This window comes from Agrobacterium sp. SORGH_AS_0745 (assembly GCF_030818995.1).
GTDB lineage: Bacteria > Pseudomonadota > Alphaproteobacteria > Rhizobiales > Rhizobiaceae > Agrobacterium > Agrobacterium tumefaciens.
Window position 1 is genome coordinate 1 of the sequence record NZ_JAUTBI010000001.1, and the last position, 21500, is coordinate 21500.

A 21500-nucleotide genomic window follows, 5' to 3' on the forward strand; every position below is an offset into this window, starting at 1 on the left:
GTCAAGCGTGTACATCAAGGATCTGTCCGGTTTGTCGACCTGAGTTACCCAACATCACACGGTTCTTTATCGGGCGCGGTAAACCTCGCTGGACGACCGACGACGCGCAATAAACTCCCGAAGGACAGGGAGAAAAAAAGCTTTACTGAAGCGTCCCACAGGTAGCTCCGGCTCCAGTAGAAAGAATGTCCGATAATGTCGCTGTTATACTCATCCAGAATGATCCAAAGCCGCACATCTGCATCAAGACCGGCCCGGCGCTTTTCAATGCGCAGGGATCTAAATAGCAAAACGATCAGTTTCCGGATGCTTCGTCGTGATAGGAAAGAAAAGAACCATGTCGCCGCCCGCACGGGCGAGCCTGACGCCAACAACAACAGGTCGCCCCTTCCGACCTTCGGTTTCACCGCGGGCAGCCACGCGGCTCCATAGATAAGGGTAGCGGATTACGACTGCAGTCTCGATCTTATCGAAACCGCTCACCGAACCGTCTCTTCAGTTTCCGCATAAGTGTCGACTGCGGCCTCAAATTCCTCTAGCAAAGCGTCAGACATATTATCAATAGTGCCAACCGCACGCAGATCAGACTGCCGCATCAAACGTTCATAATCCTCGATATTAAGAAGAACCAGACGAGGCTTGTTGCGCTGGGTGATCGTTACCGGATGACGAAGCGCCTCAGCGATAATATCACCCGACTTCCTGGAAAGATCACTCGTGGTGTAGGAATTACCTGAACCTGCCATCAAACACACTCCCGTCGTGTATCGCGAGGATAGCACGGTCACAAAAGTAAATCCATAAAATACAGCAATCCTGTAAATGCTGCATTAACTGAGCGCTGTGATAAATTTCATCCCTTTCACTGAATCTCAGCCCACAAGTCTTTTCTCTATGGTCTGACAGGTGAAGCTGTAGCCTCCAACGTCCGGAGAAAAGCATTTGCAGCCTTGTGCTTGTACACCGGCTTCAATGCCGTAAAATCCTTACGTCGCGTTCCGAAAAGGGCATCTTCCTCAATCCTCATACCAATCGTCAGCCATTCAAGCCCGCTCCACTCCACCTTGCGAAGCGCTACCAGATCCATAAGCGCCCGAAGAGGCCTGGCAACGAACGCAATCGAGCCGTTGAGCGGGACACGGTCAACACTCGTCATGAACCGATAATCGTTAATCGCCCGAGGATGATAGCTGAGGGTCCCGAACCCGGGCGTCGAAAAATCCTGGCTTTTGCGTCCAGGTGAAACACTGGCCGTAACAAACACCGCCTCCGGAATCCATCCATGAAACGACAGTGCTGTTTCGAAAGAGATATAGCTGCCCGGGGTTTTCGGCGCCGGCAAACGGATGAACCAGGTCACGTCGATAGCGTCGCGCCAGCACATAACAACCACGCTTCAGACGGATGAGATACCCGTCTTTCAAAGCGCGGTTGACTAGGCCATAACGGCGCGCGTCACTGCCGTCCAGCAACTCGGCGAATTGCCGGTCATTCAGAAAACGATCAGCCAATCCGGCCGCGGAAATTTGGTCCACCAACGAAGACATAATTCTTGATACTTCCAATTAATGAAAGTTTCAAAAATTTTTATACAGGTGCCGGAACCCGTTCCCGGTAGGACGCACCTGTTCGAGTATCGAGTGTTTTATGGCAAGGACGGCAGGCGTATCGTCGGTTTCGACAACGAACGTGGCAAAGGTGATCATCGGCCCTTAAGCCAGCCGATTACCATTCAAGAACCTGTCGAGTTCAGCGGTCCGAGTTCTGGATAACTGAACTTCCCCAGCAAACTCAGGCCATCGGTCAACGGCCGCTCTAACCTGTTCTATAACTTCCCGTGCGTCCTGATCAGAAATCGAGGCCCCTTTGGAGACTGCCAGAAGGTGGGACATGCCGGGATTCCTGCCTTCCCCGGCTATTGTCGCGCTGTGCTCTCCACCTGGTCCCGACGAAAAAGTAAGATCGTATGCGGGCGCCAGAGACCAGCGGCCATTCACGTCCATAAGAAAGGCGTGGTTCTTCGCATGGTCGTCGCGATTTCTGGCATAGACATTGAACACCATGTTTCGGAACATCTTCAGGACTTCCGTAGCGTCCCGGGTCATTATGTGAGTAAGCTTGTGCAGTTGCGCATAGCTCACACTCGCTTCACGATGGCTTGCATTCAGCAGGCCGCTTGCCGTGTGCATGTGGAGCCTGCCGGCAGGGGTCCTGTCAAAACGTTTCGTCGCAAAAAGCCGTCGTCCTTTCCTGGTCTCCAGCAGCAGGGTGTCGGCCATCGTCAGTCCTGCAGCGACGGCCATCAGCGAATAGGCTTTTTCTTCCGCACCGATTTCCCGAGGATCATCGGAACTCGGCGCCTTGACCATCCACCTTTCGAACCCCGGGTCCAACGGTTGGCCATAATCCAGAACGCATCTGTTTTCCGCTTGGTTGAAGCCGATCATAATCTTCGGCCGTGCGCCCGCGGATCCGCCCTGCGCACCCTGCAAGCCATCAATGTCAGCCACGTCCATTTCAGCCTGCACCAACTCGACCTGATCAGCGAACCAGTCGAGATCAGTGACGGCCTGAGGCTGCTGGTCGTCTGGTAATTCAGGAACATACGAGAGCGCGCCCATTCCTGTTCTGCCGACTGCAGACAAACGGTCGATCGGAGTAAGCTGGGTATAGTCGATACCCGCCCGCTGAAGACGGCGGTCCAGCAACAAACGACCCCACCCATCCGGCAGGCTGTCGTTGAACAGCCCGTGAAGCCCGTCGAACGGATCGCGAGGCGCCGCAATCAACCCACTGGCCGCCATTATATGGAATGGAGAAATCAAAAGGGGCGCTGTCAGAAACTCCGCCGCGTACTCGAAGTAAGCCCTCCGTTCCCTGCCGCTCCAGGCAAGCGTCCCAAGCTTTTTCTCATTCCCTTCGAGCTCCAGATAAATGCTCATCTTCTGGATTGACGTGAACTTCATTTATTGCGCACACGCTGCTTGAGAGGACGATCAATGACATCATCGATATTCTGTGGCGGCAGACCTGGAAACAGCCGTTCGAATTCCGCTTCCGCCTCAAGAGCAAAGGCAATTTTCACCAGACTTTCGAGGGAAATTTTGCCGGTTTCTTCAAATAGCCTCAGCGATCCGTAGGAGACATTCGATCTCGCAGCCAATTCGCGCTGGGTCAATCCTTGCTGGATCCGTCGGCGCTTCATTCTGTCCGCCAGGTCCCGGATAACCTCCACAGGAGAAGACATTTTAAATGCTAACATATTATCACCCATGCGCACATCTGACACATTAATGCCAATATAATAGCACTTAAAAGAAATCGCAACTCACATGCATGCTCAGAAAACTCGGCTTTATGACTCGTTGCGAATTGCAAGACTGTATCATCGTGACCGTTTTCCACCATCGGTCAGCCGCTCTAGGAACCCGACTTCTCCCTAAAACGGCCTTGCTGCCCGTCGCGCGTTATATGAATTCGCCGCAAATGACCTGCCTTCGTCTTTCAGAAAAATGCTGGCGCCTGCGAAAGCCTCACAATGGAACAGTCCTTCCGTCGCGGTCGAGATACTGAAGCCCTTGGCTTGCCTCGCTGCGCCAGAAGCGTGCTGACGATCTACGCAACCGTCTCTTCCATGCCAAAAGGCGCATCCGGGGCACCAAGGTTCATTGCCGCCTCATTTGTCGTGACGCTTGCTCTAAGCAGCCGCTGAGATTAGACCTTTACCAAACCATTGCAATGTCTCCGACCGGCCCGCAACGGTCATTCGCCGTCGTAAAATTGGTCACTAAACTCTGACTAGTGCGAAAAGATTAAGCAACCCGATGAGGATAGCGCGCCTTCAGTTCGGCCTCAGTTCCAAGTTCCCTGATGAAGTCAGTGAAGCTTGGCGCGACATAACCAACATTTCCCCATCCGTAATTTGGGTGCTTGCCAAACACCTGCTTTCGGACATAGGGCAGATACAATACGTTTCCGAAGCTCTCCGGGCGAAGATCAATCAGCAGCGTGGAGTAGTTGTGCGTGTGAGCGGATGGAGTGCACCCCATTTCACCGGACAAGTCGGCTAGATTGATTTAGCCCTGATGAACTGCCGAGGGGAAGCCATCTTGAGCGCGGAATGGGGATGGATTTCGTTGTAGTCCTCAATCCATCCGTCGATGAGCCGGAGCGCTGTTTGGGCGTCCGGTAGAGCTGATATCCGAATATAGTCCCGCTTCAACGTTTTGACGAAGGCTTCCGACATGCCGTTCGACTGCGGGCTGGCGACCGGCGTGAAGCAGGGCGTTAGATTGAGTGCTTGCGCAAACAGCCTCGTGTCCCGCGCCGTATAGGCTGAACCATTGTCAGACAGATGCTCGATAGCATTCGGGGCTCGGGTTGCATGGAAGCGTTTCTCGACCGCCTCCAGCATCATGTCGCGGACGTCCGAGCCGGATATTCCGGCATTGGCGAGCGCCGTCCAAGCGATGATCTCCCGGTCGAAGGCGTCGATGATGAAGGCGAGACGAATGACCTCGCCATTCCAGCAGGCGAACTCCAGGCCGTCCGAGCACCAGCGCAGGTTGGAGCGCATGACCATGACCTTGCCATCGTGGAGGCGGCCCTTGCGAACGGCTGTGTGCTTCTCCAGTAGCATGGCGTGGTTACCCATGATGCGATGGACCCGTTTGGCGTTGACGACAGGCTGATCGGCGGCTCGCCTTTCGCGATTGAGGAGCGCGGCGATCCGCCGATAGCCATAGGTTGGCCTTTGATCCACCAGCCTGCGGATGGCGGGCAGAAGCTCTGCATCCTCGGCCTTGTTGTATGGCCCACGCGGCTTTGATCTGCCTTTCAGCCGCTCGATGAGGTTGGAACGGGAGACGCCCAGCGTGTCTGCGACGGCCTTCATCGCGAACCGTCCTTCGGCAACAAGATCGGCCGCGATATCCGTTTTTTTGAGTCCGCTTTGGAAAGGGCTTCGCGGAGGATTTCGACCTCCATCGTCTTGCGACCGAGCATGCGCTCCAACTCCCGGACGCGATCCTCCAGTTTCTTCACTTCCGAATTTCCGACAACCGGCTCGTCAGAATCCACGGCTGCAGCACCTCCCTCGCTCAAGAGCCTGCGCCACCGATAAAGCAAATTGGGCGCGACGCCATGACGGCGAGCGGTCGAAGATACCGTCTCGCCGGGTTCGAAACTCTGCTCAATGATTGTCAGCTTTTGCTCGGTTGTCCACCGCCTGCGGCGAACATCACCCGTCAGCAATTCAACGTGTCGATAGTCGTTAGACATAAGCCTATACCCAAGCCTGTGCTTGAGCCTTTCTGCTTATGCCGACTGTCCGGTCGAAATGGGGGGCAGTTCAGCGGAAGCAGTTCGCGCGATATACGCGGCTTCACTCCTTCGAAATCCGGATGTGGATTACAGTAGGCCCTGATAGCACTGATCGTCATTTTTGCCCAAGGCACCAAGGATAGGTTCCCAGCGATAACCGACCTTTTCTTGAAATTACACTGGAAAAAATACGCACCAACTTCGATAGAGCCACCGATGGCTGAATACTTCAGTAAAAAACTCGATAGTCTTCAGGGATAGGTCTTTCTACCAGGAGCTCGATTTCGTCGATGTCCTCTCTCGTACTTGGTTGAAAGAAATCAGGACCTCCATTCTTTTGCAATTCCCACATTTTGAAGACTTGCGGATTGAGGCTTTCTAAATCCATGATGGTCTCTTATCCAAAAATTTCGTCTGAGCTAGATATGCTAGGTCGCGAAAAACCCCGATCATTTCCTACCTTGTGACATCGCAGAATAGAGAGTTTTGCAGCAGGCGCAATGTCCGCTGTTGGCGCTTCAGGGCCATGACGGCCGTCGGCCCATTCCGCGCACCGATCTTGCGCTGAGTCAGTGTAGGCTACTTTCGGTAAACCTGCTACTGAAGCAGGTCAGCGCGACAAAACGGCTCAATTTCATGGAGATATGGCACATTTATGCTGAAACGACGTGATTTCGTGGCCGCGGGAGGTATTTTCGCAACTCTTGGATGGTCGCGGATGGCTACTGCATCACGCTACCCTGCGCCTGGAGATATCTCGGGTGCGCCGTTCGGTGATCCTAATCTAAAGCTTGCGATCCTATCCAGCCTCATTGACAAACAAATAATCGATCTCGGGACCCCACAACAGCTTGCCGAGCATGTTCTCGGGCGGCCCGTCGATCTTGAGAACGAAGGTTACAAGCCCATTCCCGCAGTTCGTGCCTACCTGGATCGCTATCCTCTTTCGACCGACCTTTTGAATGAGATCGACGAGCTTGTTCTGGATGGAGGCAGTTCCATCTATCGATATGTCTGGTTCTTCTGGGATGGAGAGGACGATATCTTCGACATCAACAGCCTTGCCGGGATCAAGCACTGCCCGAATATCAAGAGTCTTGATCTGACGTCGATGATCGGGACTGTGGACCTTCGTGACCTCCTGCCGCCATTCAAGATCGAGACCATAAATGCAGGGATTGCGTTAGAGAACATTCCGGCTCTGCTCGACATGCCCAGTCTACGAAGCGTCCGTGTCCTCGACGACCAGCTTTACGCAGATGTCACGACGCCGGGGCATCCCAATCGACAGGTGATGGAAGCATTGAAGGCCAGGGGAGTCTCTGTCTGGGTCCATTGGGTGTCCAGTTACGATGAGAACCGCGCCGCATACCAATAACTGTGATCGTGGGTGCGCTTTCGAAAATTGACGCCTAAGGACGATTGGCACGGCGGTTATTTGACCACACCATCGAGATAGAGGTCTTCACCTCGTTGCAGCGGCGTGAAAGTGAAGTCGTCTTTTTTGAGAAAGCGGTCGAACCAGCCCAAAAGATCCTCTTGGGTCGCAGAGTTGCGATATCCGATCAGCTTGACGGTCAGGGGAGCACTGAAGGCTATATCAAAGGCAGTGTCGAACTGAGAGGTGCCAGAAAGCTGAACCGAAAACGTGCCACCACCGTCGTGACGAATGGAGATTGCCGCACGGGCGAAGAATTCATCGCTGTAGGTGGTGATTAGGCCGGGAGCTTCCCACCAATTCTCCCCAATCAAAGGGTTTTGCGTTCCCTCGCCTTGAAAATCCACCCGGATTTCTTCGAGGCTGCGAAAATCACGGTTCTTAAAGTGCTTCAAGGGAATTTTCAGCCACTGTGTATCCAGACCCGGGTTCAACCAATGGGCAACGCCATCTTCGGGGTCATTATTGGGATCGAAGAAGAATTTCGGAGAATTCATTTTCAGATCTAGACCGATGTAGTCCTCCAATGTTTGACCAGGCCAAGATCCACTTGTGGCTCGCAGGGTGATGCACGGCTCCTGGACTGCAAGGTCGAGCGGATAGCTCTGATAAACGAGTCTACAATGTCTCATGAAAATCTCCGGTGTAAAAAGTCTGCGTAATCCCTGACGGTAGCGATTGATGTCTGCGCAAAAGCTGCGACAGACATGCCCCAACACACCTGTCGCCTCCAAAGTCCGCCTTAAGCGCCGTCATCTCCTGTCGTCATACAGGAGAAATGGCTCGACACAGGTCGTTCATCCACGCGTGCACCTACGTCCGGTTTCGGCCCGATGCGTTCATTGGGCCGAGCTCATGAACCAATCACGCGCACCGGCCGAGGCGGAAAAGCGGCATTGTCCATCAACTGCATCTCATGCGCCTGCGCCAGGATCGCCATATGCGGCAACGCGTCGTAGATCGCGAGACTTTCCAGGGCTCTGTCGCCGCCAAGCGCCAGAATCGGTTGGAAACCATAGACCTGCCCAACGCCGAGCTTTCCCAGCTTGGCACATGCCGGTTTGAACAGCTTTTTTACCCTTGCATCATATTCATCGAGGGTAGGATCGTCGATCATCATCAATTGGCTGGTGACGGCCACATCGGGATCGAAGGTCTTGCCGCTCACAAGAGCAGGGCACGACGCCTGGCTGTTCACGAGGTTGATGACGACGTCCTGATACACTTCATTCCATGCGACGATCGTTCCAAACGCGCCGAAGCCGAGGGCATGCGTCTGTTCGGGTCTGATCTCGTTATCGCCATCGAAAACAACCTTCATGATTGAAGCAAATCGAGCGGGATCGCAAAACTGAAAATATCCATCCAATACGATCCCGGTGCCGTAATGCTCCCAAAACTCGATCACAGCGTCTGGGACTTGGCCTCTATGGCGCTCAATGTCGACCGGTTCTCCGCCATTGGGAACACCGAAGTCTTCCACGATCGAAGCAAGTCTGGCCTGGTATTCGTTCATATGGCGATTCCATCACTCCCTTCAAAGAGCAGCAATAAATCAGAACGACCGTGATTTGGGAATCCTAAGAGTCCACGCTTCCTATATGTCGCCATTGCCGCATGACCGCTGTTGCCCCACTGCGGTCATTACTTCGTCCATCAATCCTTTTCGAGGTTTTCAAGCCCAGTCAGGGAAAGAAAAAAATCTGTAAGGCTATCGGCCAACCTTATGATCCCCTTGGAGTTATTATCCGTCCCAAAGGGATCGGTGGCGCGCTGCCAAAAGTAGACAGCATTGTTTTCAGAATTGATCCCGTCGGCAAGAAGATAAGAATGCCCTGAATCGGCAGAACCAAAAAAAACCATCGGCAGCGTAAATTGGTCCTCCCAGACGGACTGAGAAATGAAGGTTTCATGGCGCTCCACGATGATATCGAAAGTCGATATGAGAACCTGAACGTCGTGCACGAACCGACCACCGTCACGGTCCTCGACAAGAAAGTAGTCGTTATATTCCGTCCCGGATTGACCATATCGTCTCAGCACATCCGCCAATTGGTTCGGGATCGAAAAACCTGTGAGCTCTGTGAAGCGACTGAAATCCCCGTCATTCCAAGTTGTGCCTGACACGACTTGAAAGCCGCACTTTTCCTTTAAAACTTCTATGGCGTTGTCGATTTGGCTCATGGATCGGTTGTCTCCCGTTTAAAAGGAACATGCGAGGGAGCATACGTAGAACCCGGTCTGCCGTCGATCGCGCTGAGTCAACCCGAATTCAATGCCCGGTATTGGCGCATCAGCGCCATGACGGCTATTGACGCAATTGGCGCGCAACGGATGCTCGACCTGTCGTTTCCATGTTGCGATTGTAACTGAAGCCATGGCGTCATGTCGTGATCTCTTACTCAACCAGAGTCGACAAAGGCGTAGACCCGCGAGAAGTCCGCTCGAGCGGCGTCATTTTGATTGATCATAAAAACGTAGTCGCCGTGATCACTGAAGCTGAAATCCGCTTCGCCTCCGGATGCGAGCTTGACCAGAATGAACCAGCCATCTGGTGCGGATATATCGGACCAGCCGTTTTGTGCTGCATGTTTCGCAGCCATCTGCTGGATTGCGGCGAGATCACGCACGCCGGTTATTCCGAACATCTGGTGCTGCGGTCCATCTCCGATTTTAAAGCGCTCACTGACCGCGATAGAAAAATCCGACGGGTCTTCGATCCCAATATCAGCATAGGCCCTCCGGTTGTTGTTGGGGCCACGCTGGCCGAAGGGAGCGCTAAGCGAGCGTTCGAAGCGCAGCGTCTGCGCCGAGCGGCTGAACTCGTATTCGGAGGCGAAAGCCTTGACGGGTACCCCGTCACGGCTGAATGTCAAGCGACCGGCCTCGTCCGTGCTGACCGATAGTCCGTCGACAGCCTGTCCGTTCGGTACAAACCGCTTGAGGTCGCTATCCCAGACGATCATCTGCGATACCGAGATTGCCGTGTCCATCGCGTCTTCCGAAACTGTATGGGGCGTGAGACTTACGTCCGGCGGAGTGTAGAGGACGCGCCAATCCGTGTAGTCCGTTCCCGTGAAGAAGGAGATCAACCCGGATGCCGGTAGTTCTTCCGGGCGATCAGGCAAGTCATCAAGATTGATCTGGGCAAGATAATTGAGGTGTAAGCCGTTGTCGTCGCGCGGCCAATCCGTGTCGATGGGCAGATCAGGGCCTCCGCCGATGCGGCTCAGGCCAGTAATTTCGATGTCGGCGGCATTGCATTCAACCATGGCAACCGTCGGCATGACGATCAGACGCAGGGCCTCATGCTTATCCTGCAACCCAGCGTCAGCTACCGCCGCGTTGAAGCGCTCCTCAATACCTGCCACGGGTGCCATCGCGGCGGCTGCATTTTCGAGGCCCCGTTCTTCGTGGCTTTGCTGGATGGCAATGGCTGACACCTTCTCCATGCTGTTCTTCAGTTTTTCAACGACGGCTGCCGTCTCAGCTTCCGCCGCAGTTCTTACCTCATTCGCGGCATTGCCTTCGAGCTTGATGCGGAGGGATTCTAGCAGACGCTTAAAATCTTTCTCGATCTCGGCAAGCTCCGGCTCACTGACCATAGCAGTGGCGTGATACCAGGTAGAGCCATCGGCCGACACCAGAAGCGCACGCAGCCGATACCAGTTGCGTTTCTCCTTCGTCTCCCAATCCTGCAAACGATCCTTTACTTTGCTCATCTCGCCCGGCATGCCTGCGAAGGTCACGGCTTCGCGCCCAATGATTTTGCCGCCATCATCTTTGAGGCGGTCGCTGAGCCATTTTTCGGGCGATTTTCTCTCACGCTTAGCAGACCACACGCTCATCTGTGGTGAGAACGCCGTCTCCGGATGACGACGCAATCCGATTGACCCTGCCAAGACACGGGTATTTTCAAACATCGGATTTGCTTCAACGGAAAACTCCGGCGTTTCGACCAACTTCATATGAGACTCCCAGCGCGGACATAGTCGCATCGATACTCGGCCAGATCAGAAACTGGCGCAATCACCAGAAATGGCGTGACCTATTCGCGGCAGGTTCTGGCCCTAAGCGGTCATGGCATCGGCTTACACTTCGGCCAGCATTGTAAAGCTGCCCGGAATAGTTGGGTCTTCCCAGTCTGGATGCTCGTCGAGCCTTGCAACCCTAAATCCAGCGTTTATGGCTGCGGTCACGATCTCTCCCAAAGTCCAGAACCGGTACATGCAACGTCCTAGACTTTCGCCATCTTGGTCGGGGTTCGGGACGTCCGCTTCAATCAGGCCTGCCTCGAAGTAGTCATGCGGCCCTTCTGGCCAGTACAGTTTGCGTTGAATAGGATGAAATTCATTTAAAAGGAGAATGCCGCCATCTGCCGCAAGTCCCCGCATCACGCGGAAAAAGAGGTCTAGGTCTTGGTGGTAGTGAAGGATGCCAAGCTCAAGCAGCAAGACGTGGAATTGGCGGTTTCGGCCGAGTTCATTCGCCTTGAGGACATCGCTGACAGCGTAGTCGATAACCACACCCGCACACGCCGCGAGTTCAAGTGCAAAGCGCCTGTTCTCTTCTGCAAAGTCGATTACGAGAACCTCTGCGCCCATATGAGCCAGCGCGACTGCAACGCGTCCATGCGAGCCTTGCACATTGCAGATGCGCTTGCCCGCAACCTCGCCGAGATATGGCAGAAGTCGCCGGAGAACCTGCCTCGGCTCAGCAACGATTTTACGCGCTTCCGCCTCTGGGCTACCAAAGGCAGATAGCCACGCGGCGAACCGTTGAGCGTTCCAAGCGTGGCGGTTCGCTTCGGTTGTTTCGTCGGATGCTTCGCTTGTCATCGCTAGATACTAACGCGAGTTATGATGTCTGCAAATCGCGCCGAGCGGTAGACGACTCTTGGCCCATTGCGGACACTGGCGACCGCGGGAAATCGCCGCGAACCTTTAACGCACCGAGGCTCATAACGCGCTTAAAGTCAGGTGCGGCGTCCCGTTTGATGTCTTGCGTACGGAAGTTCCATTGATATCCACCGTACCTCTTACCACTCGGCCCATGTTCGAAAAGCTGTTGAAGGTAACTGCGTCCACCGGTTCATCGAAACGGACAGTCACGGAATAGTGCGAGCCCGAGGATGATAATGCGCTTATTTCGCCTTTAAATGATTGCCCAAGATACCGCCCCTGCACCCTTTGGTGCAGATGGAACGGAGGGTCAGCGTTGGCGAGGCTGGTGGACAAGGTGTTCCAGTCGCGCGCCGTTCTGTCGGGCGACGAGCTCCAGTGCCTGGGCATGGCCCAAGACGTTACCGTCTGCGGCGAGTACGCTCCGCGGAGATTTTGCGTGCGATTTGGCTTCTGCAATGGTTCTGACTGTCATGACAGATTCTCCACGGCCTTGAGCCCGATACCCGCGTTTCCCCTCGCCTTGAGGGCGTCGGCAAGGATAAGAGTTGCGATGATTGCGGCCACACCATCTGCCAGCGGAAAGGCAAACCAGATTGCGTCCGCGCCCAACATTGCCGAAGCGATCGTGAACAAGACAGGTAATAGGATAAGCGGCTTGACCATGGTCAGAAGAGCCGCGCGGGCCGGTCGGCCGATGGCTTGGAAATATAGACCGAGCACAAGAAGATAGACCGCAGCCATGGGGCGAAGCAACCGGCCGACCTAACCGATCACATCCGGATCTGCGACAAAGGCTGCTCCGACGACTGTGCCTTGGCACAGCAACAAAACCTCCACGGCAAGACAATAGAGCAATGTTGTTGCGGCAGCGATCCGCAGGACCGCATCCGAGCGGGAGTAAAGCCGCGCTCCAACATTGTTGCCGACGATGCTCTGCATCGCCATCGCGATCGCCATGATTGGCAGGAGCAGGTCAGAACCCCGCTCGATTGGGTCTCCGTCTGCGGCCAATGGCTCTTTCACACGGAGTATGCGGGTATTCCCCTCACCGACCTAGAGGTGTCCCGGGCATCTTTGCGAAAAGAGAATGCTGCGGCGCACCGCGTATGCGTTGAGACCGCGAACCGCTTCAACAATTGAACCGAGCGCACATGCCGGGCGAATACACCGGGATCTTAATCTCGAAATTGCGTAGCCGGCTATTCAGGCACTCTCGAAATTCAGATCTGCCCAATAGTCGAATAAAGCCCTGACCTGCCTCTTAGGTTCGACTGTGCCGCTGCGCACGAGGGAAGAATATGTTTTCCCGCCGCGGGCTGATATTTCGGTGATCAACGTTGCAATACGCTCGCTCGATGCGGCAACGAGGTAAACATCGCGATCATCACTTACATAAACCAACGCGTCATTCGGTGAGAGAATATACTTGTCGCTATCCACAAATTCACTTTCCAGTTTCACAGCCTCGGAAAACGAGGAGGCGGGCGATTGCTCAATTGGTTTATCCCCGCTTGAGACGAACAATTGACGCGAGCCGAAAAATGCCTTGAAGGCTTCAAATTCGGCGTCATCCAGCCAATCCACCCCAAAGAAGATCCTCCAACCGTTCCTGCGGCAGAATTCCTTGTCTATTCCATAACGATCGGATTGCATCGTTGACTCATGTCGACGGCCTAACGGATATTGGTAATATAGACATATTCGCTTTAGTTCGGCTCTTTGATCACCGCACGGTCTATCTGCCTATCACTGAGCCGATGTACGACAAATCCCTCACCCGCGATTTTGGCGGCGCCAATATTCATTATTTCGTTGGATGAGATCCTGACCGATCGGCTAAAACTCTCATCAACGTCCGGCCCATAGATGTGGATCGTTGAAACTTCGCGCCAGTCCACCCGTGTTCCTGTCTTGTGATCGGTATAATATCCGCTGCCCACCAAAATGCGCTTCGTGCGCAGGGCGGACGGCCTAGTGTTATCGCCGGGAACCAGATTAAACCCGTAAGTCCCATCGGCTGGATAGTCGAACTCGACAACGGAAACCTTGCTGGAGACCGTCACCTCCAGCAATTTATCCCCGTCCTCGATCACCCGAGATTTCGGATTATTCCGAAGCAGGGAATTCTCCGGTCGCTTGGGCAGTCTATCCCAGACGTCCCGGGAGACCTTTTGGGGCACCACGAGAACCGTTCCGCCGGTTTGAAGCACAGCATTATCGACAATTATCGTGACCTGAGTTTTTACTGGCTTTATTACCTCAGCATTCGCCGCCGCCCCGGACGTCTCCGAGAAAACAGGCAATGCAACCGCAAGAATTATTAGTCTAACAAACACGCCAATCATGCTAAACTCATTTCTATTTCTGCCGACATCATCTCGATTTTCTCGTCTTCCTCGACAAAATTTTCAGATCTTTGGTTTTTATATTTCCGTCTACCTACTTCCGGCGCAATCCGATGCTCTAATATGCGACCTCACATGACAGTTTATCCCTGTGTCCGCATCAAGCTCGTGGGAAGCCCACTTTCCGCCTGTCCGAAATATCGCGCCACATCATTGTCAGATACTGGACGAAAAAATCGAAATTGCGTAGTTTTTAAAGACAATTGCATCCATTGAAGCGGTTTGGCACTTCGTCTCCCACGATTTGATTCAAACTCGGATACGTCGCCGTTTCAACCGATCGCACAGGAGAAAAGCTTGCTGATACTTGAGATCGTCATTTTTTCTGCGGCTCTTATCGCGGTTGGCCTTCTGGCTGTGCAACAGATTATCGCGCAGGTTCGGGAGTATAATTTCTACAAGAAGAATGGTGGTGATTTTTCTGTCGACAGCGAAATGGATCACGTCAAACTTGACAGATCCATGCACTACAACGACCTCCGCCTCACGAACTGGCAGCGATTTTATCTCTTCCGCCCGGCCTGCATCGCCATGCTCGTCTTTTTTTGGGCTATGATGATAGTCGATCTGCTTTAACCAAAGCGCCGACCTTCTATGTCAGCGGAATAGCGAAAGAGTTTTCTTCTCCCGAGGCGTTGCTCCTTGCAGAACAGCTCATGCTGGTCGAACATCTAGAATCTGCTTCCAGGCACAACACGATCATATAGTTAGGTGTCGTCGTGAAAATGTGGTGCTTTGGCTACCCTTGTGCCGGCCAGCGAACACATTCCCGGACCCTTCCAGCACATCCATGATCCGCCATCAGCGGGCTCGCCCGCTATTCCCCGATCGTATAGTTCGATGCTACGCCGCGAAGATGCGTGACTGTCGCTTGCGACAAACCACCACTGCCCAGATATTCAGCAAAGCTGTAGGAGAATATGTCACTTCGTTCTATCGCCTGGACCAAATTGGTATCACCAAAGACAACGAGGTATTCGTGATCCTCCGGCGCCCAGATCCAGAGATCATGACCTGAAAAATGGATCAGAAGGTTATAGGGCGAATTTTCAAACAGCGCATCAAGCACCAACCCGACCGGTTGCGGTGAAAATTGGCACGGAGGCTGACCGAACTCGTAAGCAGCGAAATCAATCTCGTTACTACCGATACGCGCGGCGACGAGAGCGATTTCCTCCTCGCTTGGAAATTCGGGGTAAATCCTCGCCGCGAAATTCCTGTTTTGGATGGCCTGATGGTCGAGCGTGCAATCTTTCCCAATGAAGTCCAAAATCACGAGAATCCTCTTCAATCGCCGTGGAAGCCAATACCACCCAGACCGATATCTCTCCTATTGAGACGAAATGACAGCGCTACCGGGAGCAACTGGCTCATTTGGAATCCCTCACAAACGCTACAATCGCGCTCCAGGATAACGATAAAACACGGCCCGCAGGGAAACGCTCGATAGAAACGGCAGATTTATCCTCGCTATTGAAAGCCAGATCGAAAGTTGAAGCGAATATCCGCGCCCATCCCTCATTATAGGTGGCACCTTCAACATAAATGACGCTCATCGATGGCCAACTCACCTGCTCTTTGGTTTCCGGATCGGCCACCTCAGCGCTGCCTGTTAAAACCTCCCGAGTTTTAAGGGGCGCGGCGTTGCTGCCAGGAGGAGATTGAAACTTAAAACTGTAGGTTCCGCTCTCAGGGTAAACAAAATCCACGATAGAGGCAGGCGACGACACGCTTATATGGAACGCCTTTTCGCTTGCCTCCCCAGGTGCCGAATCTGCAGCTAGGGCGCGCCATTATCATCTGAAACCTGACGACCAGATATAATTACCGCCCCACCTTCTTTATTAAACGGCTCATCAACGGATATAATCAAACGGGTCGAGAATTTCGGCTCTTTCGTCTGGCTTGATTACGATGATACAGTCAAAGCAAAAAAGACGGCTAAGCTGATAGCATTCTTCACGATTCTCATCCCTTTTTGCGCAGCAGTGGGGAACACGAAATACCACCTGCCTTCGTCGGGAAAGAGATTACATCTCTCAAGCCCTCAATAATAAGCAGTCTTAATTGTTGCGTTGGTCGGCACGCGCTTTGGCATACCTGCCGAGAGGTACACTTAAATAACCCCTGCGAAAGCGGTGACGCATCTCACTGCAGACAACTGGCTACCCGACGTGTTTTTTCCCGGTAGTGCCGATCTCAATACGGCCTGTTGTCCTGGGCTCACAATAAATGCCAAGCGCGCGACTGGTGTTTCTCAGCATCGTTCGGAGGATTTCAGGCTGCTCCTTCAGTTCCGGCTGGGCGATAAGTGTCATGCCACAGCGTTTTGTCGTTTCCGTCACCGTGACCTCAACTGTGCCGAAACCGATGGCGTCGCCGATCCAGCCAAATTCTGAAAAGCCGGACATGTCTCGCGTTTCAAGTAGGATGTTGGGACGAAAACGCAGCCGGTCGATAGTGCTTTGTGGCGTCATCCGCTGAAGTTCGCACAACGAGGAGGTAGTCACTAAATGCAGGGGCGATACCGAATAGCGATTTCTGATTTGCGGAACAGAGGGTGCCAGAGGATCCGCCGCGGCATAACTGCCGATCGCCACTTCAAATCCGAAATGCGCTGACAGCGCCTGCGGCAATTGAGAATCTTCGAGGTATAGCCATCGTCTGTTCGGAAACCCAATACGAACGCCATTCTCATCCATGGCGCTCTTAAGAAAAAGCGCCGGGCGCCAACGAGCGTCTTTTTCCGGCGCAGCGACTACGCCGGACACGGGATCAAAGAGGCCGAAACGCCTATCTCCCGTGATGCCATTCAGACTGATGTCGGCCTCATGGCATATTTCCCCGCCGAGCGAGCTCACTGGGTATCGCCATATTTCTACGATTTTCCCGATTGCCGGCATTGGTCGAATGCGCTCAGTCATCATCACTTCCCGTCTGCTACTGTCAGGCCGTTAAAAGTATCGACGGAAATGCGGTTTTGCTCAGGTCTTCCAAAATGGCCTCCGCAGCGGTCTCGCCCAGTTCCGCTGCGCTTGTTATGCCCTGAACGAACGGATGCTTGTGCAACAAAAAGGGAATGGCCACACAGTAAAGGCGGTTCGACAGCAGGCCCGTATCGAGCGGACGGTAACTTTCATCCACCGCTATACCACCGGTTCTTCTGACAATTGGGTCGTTCTCTTCAATAGCTAGTGGAGTCCCGGACTCCACTGTCATTGCTGGTTTCACAGTCCCGCGCCGCAGCGAAGGGAAAGGCAGGTCCCGGGCGGAGAGGGCAGTCTGGCCAGTGGCATCGATAAAGCTGTCGAATATCTCTTCGGCATCCCTCATCCGCACCCCCGCCCCGCGCGAAAGACCATCAGTATCGATGGAATAATCGTCGCCGAGCCGCATAATCTCGAGCCGGCCGGCATTCCGTAGTGCAAGAAGACGCTTGATCGACAAATGCGGAACTGTCGCATAGTCATCAATGAAGACACTTTTGAACGACTTGTTAAACCGGCCCAGATCCTGTGTGTCCAAATGTGGGATCGCCCGCGCGATAATTTCGTGTGTCATCAAAATGGCGTAGCGCCAAGGTACCGTGAAACGTTCCCGGGCATTATGCTCGACTTCCGCAAGGTTCGCTGCTGCCCAGGCGAATGGATCAGTGGCTGACCGGCGCCCATAATAAGCTTCCGCGAAACTATCGACGGTAAGGCTGCTCAAGCCTATCTCAGAGGCGTAGTCGGGATCAGCAGTTGCGATTTCACGGCGAAAAAGTTCAAAAACCCTGTCGAGCAAACCAACCGGTCCTCGTCCAATCTCCTTATCCACGGCCTCCTGCGTGCACACATTTGGCATTGAATATGGAAGCGGGCCGTAGAAGTCAGCCTCCGGCAACAACCCCTTGCGCGACATCATCACGGCCGAGAAATTCTCGTGGCCGGTGGCAGCGTGAAACTGCAATATTCCCGCGTCATCATGGATAAATGAACCGCACGATACCGCGACGGTTAACAGGGCATCGATGCCGCTCAGAGACGTTCCCAATATACCAAGCCGACCGTGGCAGGCAGCCTTAAGAGCTGCCGCCGGCCATGGAGACGCAAAATAACCGGGTCTCACCTCGGTTTTATCTGGCCAGTTGTGGCCGGTCGCCATCACGACGTGGTCGAAAATGGCGTCAAAACTGCCATCATTCGTATCGACGCTGACGCGGATCTGATCGATACCGAGAACGATATCCCTGACACAATGGCCGGGGCACACATCGACCTCATGCCCGCGGTTCCTCGCGTCTCTCACAATGGCTGTGAATTGTGTGTGAAAATAATCGCCCAGAACGAGCCGTGGATAAAATTCGCGCTCATTGATTCCAGATCGCACAATGGAGAAGCGGCTCAGATAGTCGTCACTCTGGCTGTACAGCCAGTTGATCAGCGACATGGGCATTGAAGGTATTTCAATGCTGGGGATATTGGACAGCATTACCGGATCGTTGGCGCCGGGAAGATAGGGCGTCCCCTTTCCGGCCAGCATTTCGGCTTCGTAAACGGTGATGGAGAGTGGTGCGGGAGACTGAACCAGACGCTGAAGTGTGAAAATACCGGTGGGACCTGACCCAATGATGCAAACTCGACTGCCCATACGCACGTACTCCAATGCCATCTATTACAGCAGTAGGTCATAACGGCGAGACGGGCGTCGCGTTCCCGCAGCGTTCCGTTTCGTACGGTCTGTGACAAAGATGCCCGTAAACAAGCTTTTCGGACGGCCCGACGCGCGCGGTAATGAACCGGTTCACTATCGCTTTGGCACATGTGCGTGACGAAACACGATGTCATCATAGAACTGCTTCCTAAAAAGCACTTCGCGGTAAAAACATCTCGAATAAAGCTTCTTCCCCTTCACGTCGCGGCATGCACGCACTTCTCCTGGACGCCCGCAAGCGACATGGAAACACCGCGCTCACCGACCAGAAAAGGTTTGGCAGGAAGTTCATCGAGAATAGGCTCCAGAGCCTGCTCATCCGGCACGGGCTAAATGTTGACACCCGCTTTCCGCGGTTCGCCGATCGAGAGCGCCCCCGCCGTGTCACGTCCGATATAACCAAGCAGACCGACAATGTCCTGCGGAGAAACCTTGAGGCGCTGGCCGATCTCGGCAAGATGTGTTTCCGGAAGCAGATTGGCAAGCCAGGGCAGCAGCTTCGCGGCACTCACGGACCCCGAGCGCAGCGGCATGGTGAGCGACACCGGAGAAGCCGTGCGGCGTGCTTCCCAGCCCGGATCGTAGTCCAACGTCCATTCGCCATCAAAAGTGAGATGGGCGACAGGCAAGGTCTCATAGTAAATAGTTGTCATCGATCAACACCAAATATCGGCAAAAAGCCGAGGTCACCGTCCGGCGCGGCTTGCACAGTCTGGACCGTGTTGAGATCGCCGATCTCGATGCCGACGGTGCGCGCGACGATCAGGGCTTTTTCGAGCTGGCAACTCGGCTTGCCCGATTCAAGCTCGACGATGAAGCGTTCACCCGTTCCGGAACGGGCAGCAAGCATGGTTTGCGTCCAGCCAAGAGATTTGCGTTTCTCCCTGATAGCAGCTCCGAAATCGCATGCGGACCTGAACATCGTCAACCTCCATCTCTTGACTTACCGTACAGGAAGTTTTCACAAAAAATCGACGCATCACTTCCCGATCGGTAAGTTTTTCACTTGATCGCACCAAATCATCCTGATCGGGAATGTGAGGGATTGCCCCCGCCAGGAGCAAGGGCCTTTTTCTTCGTTTGAGACGACTATGTTTCATCACGATTGTTCGACAAATTGCTGAAACAGTACTTACCATAGTCTTCACTTTTTACATGCGGTTTATTACATAAATATATGATATTTATCGGCAATATATAAACTTCATTGTCGCACAATCCATTTCTCCGCAGGTTCTGCCCTGATGCACCGTGATCACAGCAACACCTAAAACCGCAAGCTGAAGCCCACGCTGCCGGTCTTGTGTTGACGCCCTTCAGCCGACCCGGCAACCTCACACAATGACCCTGACCAACAGTTTCATTGCCGAACTTGTCCGCGACGCCAACAGGCTCGATCACCTCGACGACTATCAGAAGCGGCGTGTGCTCGAACGGGCCGTTACAACGATCCGGGACATGCGCGAAACAATCGGAATTCCACCCGGCCCCGGTCTTGACCGCCTCCTCGAGATCCAAACCGTTACCCTCTCCATCGAGCTCGGGTGGCGCAGCGATGAAGAGATCCGAAACGCTCTGCTGCTCGCGGCAGGCATGATCCGCGACCTGCATATCGTCCTCGATAGCAAAACCGACATCAGCATTGTTAAGCCATCCAGTTGAAAGCCCTTGTAGCTATCGCCTGGGCGGCCCATCAGAGCCATACCGACCCCGAAACCGGTGCCGGATCAGAGCGGCGCAGGCCTAAGCTCCAGGTGAAATCAGAGTGACCGTGGGAAAATATGATCGGTAACGAGCCACATCTCGCGTCAACAAGGGAAGGTTTTGTATTGCCGCGTGGGCTCCGATGAAAAAGTCAGGCAAAACACCGGTACGGGTACCGCCGCCGCGTCGATATCTGGCAAAGGCCTTACCCGCCAAAAATAACGCAGCGCGAGGGAAAGGGGTGAACTTCAACCCCGCCTGATCGACAAAAGCATCAAGAGCCTCTATCCGCTCATATCGAATAGATAGTTCCGCGTAGACGACGTCATTGATAAACAGCGGACCCGAAACGCTCGCCAGCTCGAGCTGCTCAATCGACCAGTCGGCCCAAACCCGGTCGTCCGTCACGAGATCAAGCAGGACATTTGTATCGACAAGCGTCACTCGTCACCACGGGTCAGAGCCAGAATCGCGTCGGTACCCAGACCTTCACCGGCATGGCCGCGCAGCTTGGCGAAACGCGTGAGTGGCTGTTTCTTGTCCGCCCTGACGAGAACTATCCTTCCATCGGGGGCTCGAACAAAATCGACCGAGCTTCCTGGTGAAATCCCCAAAAGCTCGCGTACAGCTTTTGGAATGGTGACCTGCCCTTTGGCCGTTACCGTTGTTGTCATGTCAAACTCCCGTAATACCGTCGAAACCAATGGTATTACTTCTGTACCTTTGTTTCAACCAATCTCGCGATGAAATCAGTCACCAGGGCCCAGCCACCAAATCATACCGGCAACATTCAGCCTTCGACTATTAGCATTCCATTAACCATACCGGACCACCCTTCTCTCACAGCAAGGATGGAGGTTGGCTATGGCTTACGACTGGGACCGCAATGAACGCGACGGCCGGTTCGATGAACTGGCGGCAGGTCTGATATTCTTTACAATCGTCACCCTGCTTCTGGCGTCCGCCTATCTCGTGGTAAGCTTTGCCAGATAGGACAGCTCAGGCGGCAGCTCTTCACCCGCCTATCGGCCA

General features: G+C 53.9%; 26 protein-coding genes and 2 pseudogenes. 4 read left to right on the top strand and 24 right to left on the bottom strand.

Translation table 11 applies throughout. The features are described from left to right. Nucleotides 1-66 precede the first annotated feature (66 nt). The 6 genes and pseudogenes from QE432_RS00005 to QE432_RS00030 all read right to left on the bottom strand — a co-directional run bounded on the left by QE432_RS00005 (nucleotide 67) and on the right by QE432_RS00030 (nucleotide 5280). Nucleotides 67-483: pseudogene (locus tag QE432_RS00005) on the bottom strand (hypothetical protein). Then, nucleotides 480-746, bottom strand: a complete 267-nt coding sequence (locus tag QE432_RS00010; RefSeq protein ID WP_111796734.1) for a type II toxin-antitoxin system prevent-host-death family antitoxin — start codon at nucleotides 744-746, stop codon at nucleotides 480-482. The pseudogene QE432_RS00005 and the gene QE432_RS00010 overlap by 4 nt, the downstream one beginning before the upstream one ends. A 146-nt stretch (nucleotides 747-892) precedes the next feature. Beyond that, nucleotides 893-1384, bottom strand: a complete 492-nt coding sequence (locus QE432_RS00015) for a hypothetical protein (RefSeq protein ID WP_236763090.1) — start codon at nucleotides 1382-1384, stop codon at nucleotides 893-895. Nucleotides 1385-1712: 328 nt separating this feature from the next. After that, the gene (locus QE432_RS00020) at nucleotides 1713-2966 is read right to left on the bottom strand and encodes a type II toxin-antitoxin system HipA family toxin (RefSeq protein WP_111796732.1); all 1254 of its coding nucleotides are present in this window, start codon (nucleotides 2964-2966) and stop codon (nucleotides 1713-1715) included. Continuing rightward, entirely contained in the window at nucleotides 2963-3274 is a 312-nt protein-coding gene (locus tag QE432_RS00025; RefSeq protein ID WP_236763089.1) for a helix-turn-helix domain-containing protein, read from the bottom strand. Before QE432_RS00025 ends, QE432_RS00020 begins: the two co-directional genes overlap by 4 nt. Before the next feature lie 792 nt (nucleotides 3275-4066). Further along, nucleotides 4067-5280, bottom strand: a protein-coding gene (locus QE432_RS00030; RefSeq protein ID WP_112354636.1) for an IS3-like element IS426 family transposase whose coding sequence is annotated in 2 segments (ribosomal slippage) — nucleotides 4067-4944 and nucleotides 4944-5280 — 1215 coding nt in all. Because the reading frame shifts where the segments join, the coding sequence is not laid out codon by codon here. Between the two features lie 760 nt (nucleotides 5281-6040). Here QE432_RS00030 and QE432_RS00035 point away from each other — a divergent pair. Then, nucleotides 6041-6700, top strand: a complete 660-nt coding sequence (locus QE432_RS00035) for a DUF6892 domain-containing protein (RefSeq protein ID WP_111796737.1) — start codon at nucleotides 6041-6043, stop codon at nucleotides 6698-6700. A gap of 56 nt (nucleotides 6701-6756) precedes the next feature. Here QE432_RS00035 and QE432_RS00040 read toward each other — a convergent pair whose 3' ends face one another. From QE432_RS00040 to QE432_RS00090, 10 genes and pseudogenes are all read right to left on the bottom strand, one after another. After that, nucleotides 6757-7392 (bottom strand): hypothetical protein, encoded by a 636-nt coding sequence (locus tag QE432_RS00040; protein ID WP_162694937.1) that lies wholly within the window; start codon nucleotides 7390-7392, stop codon nucleotides 6757-6759. A gap of 221 nt (nucleotides 7393-7613) precedes the next feature. After that, entirely contained in the window at nucleotides 7614-8276 is a 663-nt protein-coding gene (locus QE432_RS00045) for a GAD-like domain-containing protein (RefSeq protein ID WP_112493365.1), read from the bottom strand. Between the two features lie 140 nt (nucleotides 8277-8416). Next, complete coding sequence (locus QE432_RS00050) at nucleotides 8417-8944, bottom strand: SMI1/KNR4 family protein (protein ID WP_111796728.1); 528 nt, start codon at nucleotides 8942-8944, stop codon at nucleotides 8417-8419. A gap of 218 nt (nucleotides 8945-9162) precedes the next feature. Further along, nucleotides 9163-10728 (bottom strand): DUF1963 domain-containing protein, encoded by a 1566-nt coding sequence (locus QE432_RS00055; protein ID WP_162694936.1) that lies wholly within the window; start codon nucleotides 10726-10728, stop codon nucleotides 9163-9165. 123 nt (nucleotides 10729-10851) lie between these two features. Next, a complete protein-coding gene (locus QE432_RS00060) occupies nucleotides 10852-11598 on the bottom strand; it encodes a class I SAM-dependent methyltransferase (protein ID WP_111796726.1) in 747 nt (248 codons plus the stop codon). A gap of 120 nt (nucleotides 11599-11718) precedes the next feature. Next, nucleotides 11719-12136: pseudogene (locus tag QE432_RS00065) on the bottom strand (glyoxalase superfamily protein). Next, nucleotides 12133-12405 (bottom strand): hypothetical protein, encoded by a 273-nt coding sequence (locus tag QE432_RS00075; RefSeq protein WP_174027890.1) that lies wholly within the window; start codon nucleotides 12403-12405, stop codon nucleotides 12133-12135. Before QE432_RS00075 ends, QE432_RS00065 begins: the two are co-directional and overlap by 4 nt. A 21-nt stretch (nucleotides 12406-12426) precedes the next feature. Then, a complete protein-coding gene (locus tag QE432_RS00080; protein ID WP_306622642.1) occupies nucleotides 12427-12687 on the bottom strand; it encodes an MATE family efflux transporter in 261 nt (86 codons plus the stop codon). A gap of 180 nt (nucleotides 12688-12867) precedes the next feature. Then, nucleotides 12868-13317, bottom strand: coding sequence for a hypothetical protein (locus tag QE432_RS00085; protein WP_112494475.1), 450 nt, complete (start codon nucleotides 13315-13317; stop codon nucleotides 12868-12870). 53 nt (nucleotides 13318-13370) lie between these two features. After that, nucleotides 13371-14009, bottom strand: coding sequence for a hypothetical protein (locus QE432_RS00090; protein ID WP_306622651.1), 639 nt, complete (start codon nucleotides 14007-14009; stop codon nucleotides 13371-13373). Nucleotides 14010-14366: 357 nt separating this feature from the next. On the opposite strand from QE432_RS00090, the gene QE432_RS00095 reads away from it, so the two are divergent. Then, on the top strand, nucleotides 14367-14645 hold the full coding sequence (locus tag QE432_RS00095; protein WP_111800605.1) for a hypothetical protein: 279 nt from the start codon (nucleotides 14367-14369) through the stop codon (nucleotides 14643-14645). Nucleotides 14646-14886: 241 nt separating this feature from the next. Here QE432_RS00095 and QE432_RS00100 read toward each other — a convergent pair whose 3' ends face one another. The 6 genes from QE432_RS00100 to QE432_RS00125 form a co-directional block, all read right to left on the bottom strand. Continuing rightward, nucleotides 14887-15345 (bottom strand): hypothetical protein, encoded by a 459-nt coding sequence (locus tag QE432_RS00100; RefSeq protein ID WP_306622658.1) that lies wholly within the window; start codon nucleotides 15343-15345, stop codon nucleotides 14887-14889. Nucleotides 15346-15439: 94 nt separating this feature from the next. Then, nucleotides 15440-15799: a hypothetical protein gene (locus QE432_RS00105; protein ID WP_210251794.1), complete on the bottom strand. Its 360-nt coding sequence runs from the start codon at nucleotides 15797-15799 to the stop codon at nucleotides 15440-15442. Between the two features lie 435 nt (nucleotides 15800-16234). After that, complete coding sequence (locus QE432_RS00110; RefSeq protein WP_174027888.1) at nucleotides 16235-16993, bottom strand: MOSC domain-containing protein; 759 nt, start codon at nucleotides 16991-16993, stop codon at nucleotides 16235-16237. 22 nt (nucleotides 16994-17015) lie between these two features. Continuing rightward, nucleotides 17016-18701 carry an FAD/NAD(P)-binding protein gene (locus tag QE432_RS00115; protein WP_306622665.1) on the bottom strand — a complete coding sequence of 562 codons (1686 nt, stop codon included), beginning with the start codon at nucleotides 18699-18701 and terminating at the stop codon, nucleotides 17016-17018. Between the two features lie 392 nt (nucleotides 18702-19093). Next, a complete protein-coding gene (locus QE432_RS00120; RefSeq protein WP_236763088.1) occupies nucleotides 19094-19417 on the bottom strand; it encodes a HipA N-terminal domain-containing protein in 324 nt (107 codons plus the stop codon). Continuing rightward, nucleotides 19414-19686 (bottom strand): helix-turn-helix domain-containing protein, encoded by a 273-nt coding sequence (locus QE432_RS00125; protein WP_111796718.1) that lies wholly within the window; start codon nucleotides 19684-19686, stop codon nucleotides 19414-19416. Before QE432_RS00125 ends, QE432_RS00120 begins: the two co-directional genes overlap by 4 nt. Nucleotides 19687-20105: 419 nt before the next feature. On the opposite strand from QE432_RS00125, the gene QE432_RS00130 reads away from it, so the two are divergent. After that, on the top strand, nucleotides 20106-20426 hold the full coding sequence (locus tag QE432_RS00130) for a hypothetical protein (RefSeq protein ID WP_111796717.1): 321 nt from the start codon (nucleotides 20106-20108) through the stop codon (nucleotides 20424-20426). Between the two features lie 81 nt (nucleotides 20427-20507). Here the strand turns inward: QE432_RS00130 and QE432_RS00135 are convergent, their stop codons facing one another. Both QE432_RS00135 and QE432_RS00140 read right to left on the bottom strand, forming a co-directional pair. After that, nucleotides 20508-20912 carry a type II toxin-antitoxin system VapC family toxin gene (locus tag QE432_RS00135; protein WP_111796716.1) on the bottom strand — a complete coding sequence of 135 codons (405 nt, stop codon included), beginning with the start codon at nucleotides 20910-20912 and terminating at the stop codon, nucleotides 20508-20510. Further along, on the bottom strand, nucleotides 20909-21142 hold the full coding sequence (locus tag QE432_RS00140; protein ID WP_162633773.1) for an AbrB/MazE/SpoVT family DNA-binding domain-containing protein: 234 nt from the start codon (nucleotides 21140-21142) through the stop codon (nucleotides 20909-20911). The genes QE432_RS00135 and QE432_RS00140 overlap by 4 nt, the downstream gene beginning before the upstream one ends. 190 nt (nucleotides 21143-21332) lie before the next feature. Here QE432_RS00140 and QE432_RS00145 point away from each other — a divergent pair, with 190 nt between their 5' ends. After that, a complete protein-coding gene (locus QE432_RS00145) occupies nucleotides 21333-21461 on the top strand; it encodes a hypothetical protein (protein ID WP_263634972.1) in 129 nt (42 codons plus the stop codon). The last annotated feature ends 39 nt before the right edge of the window (nucleotides 21462-21500 follow it).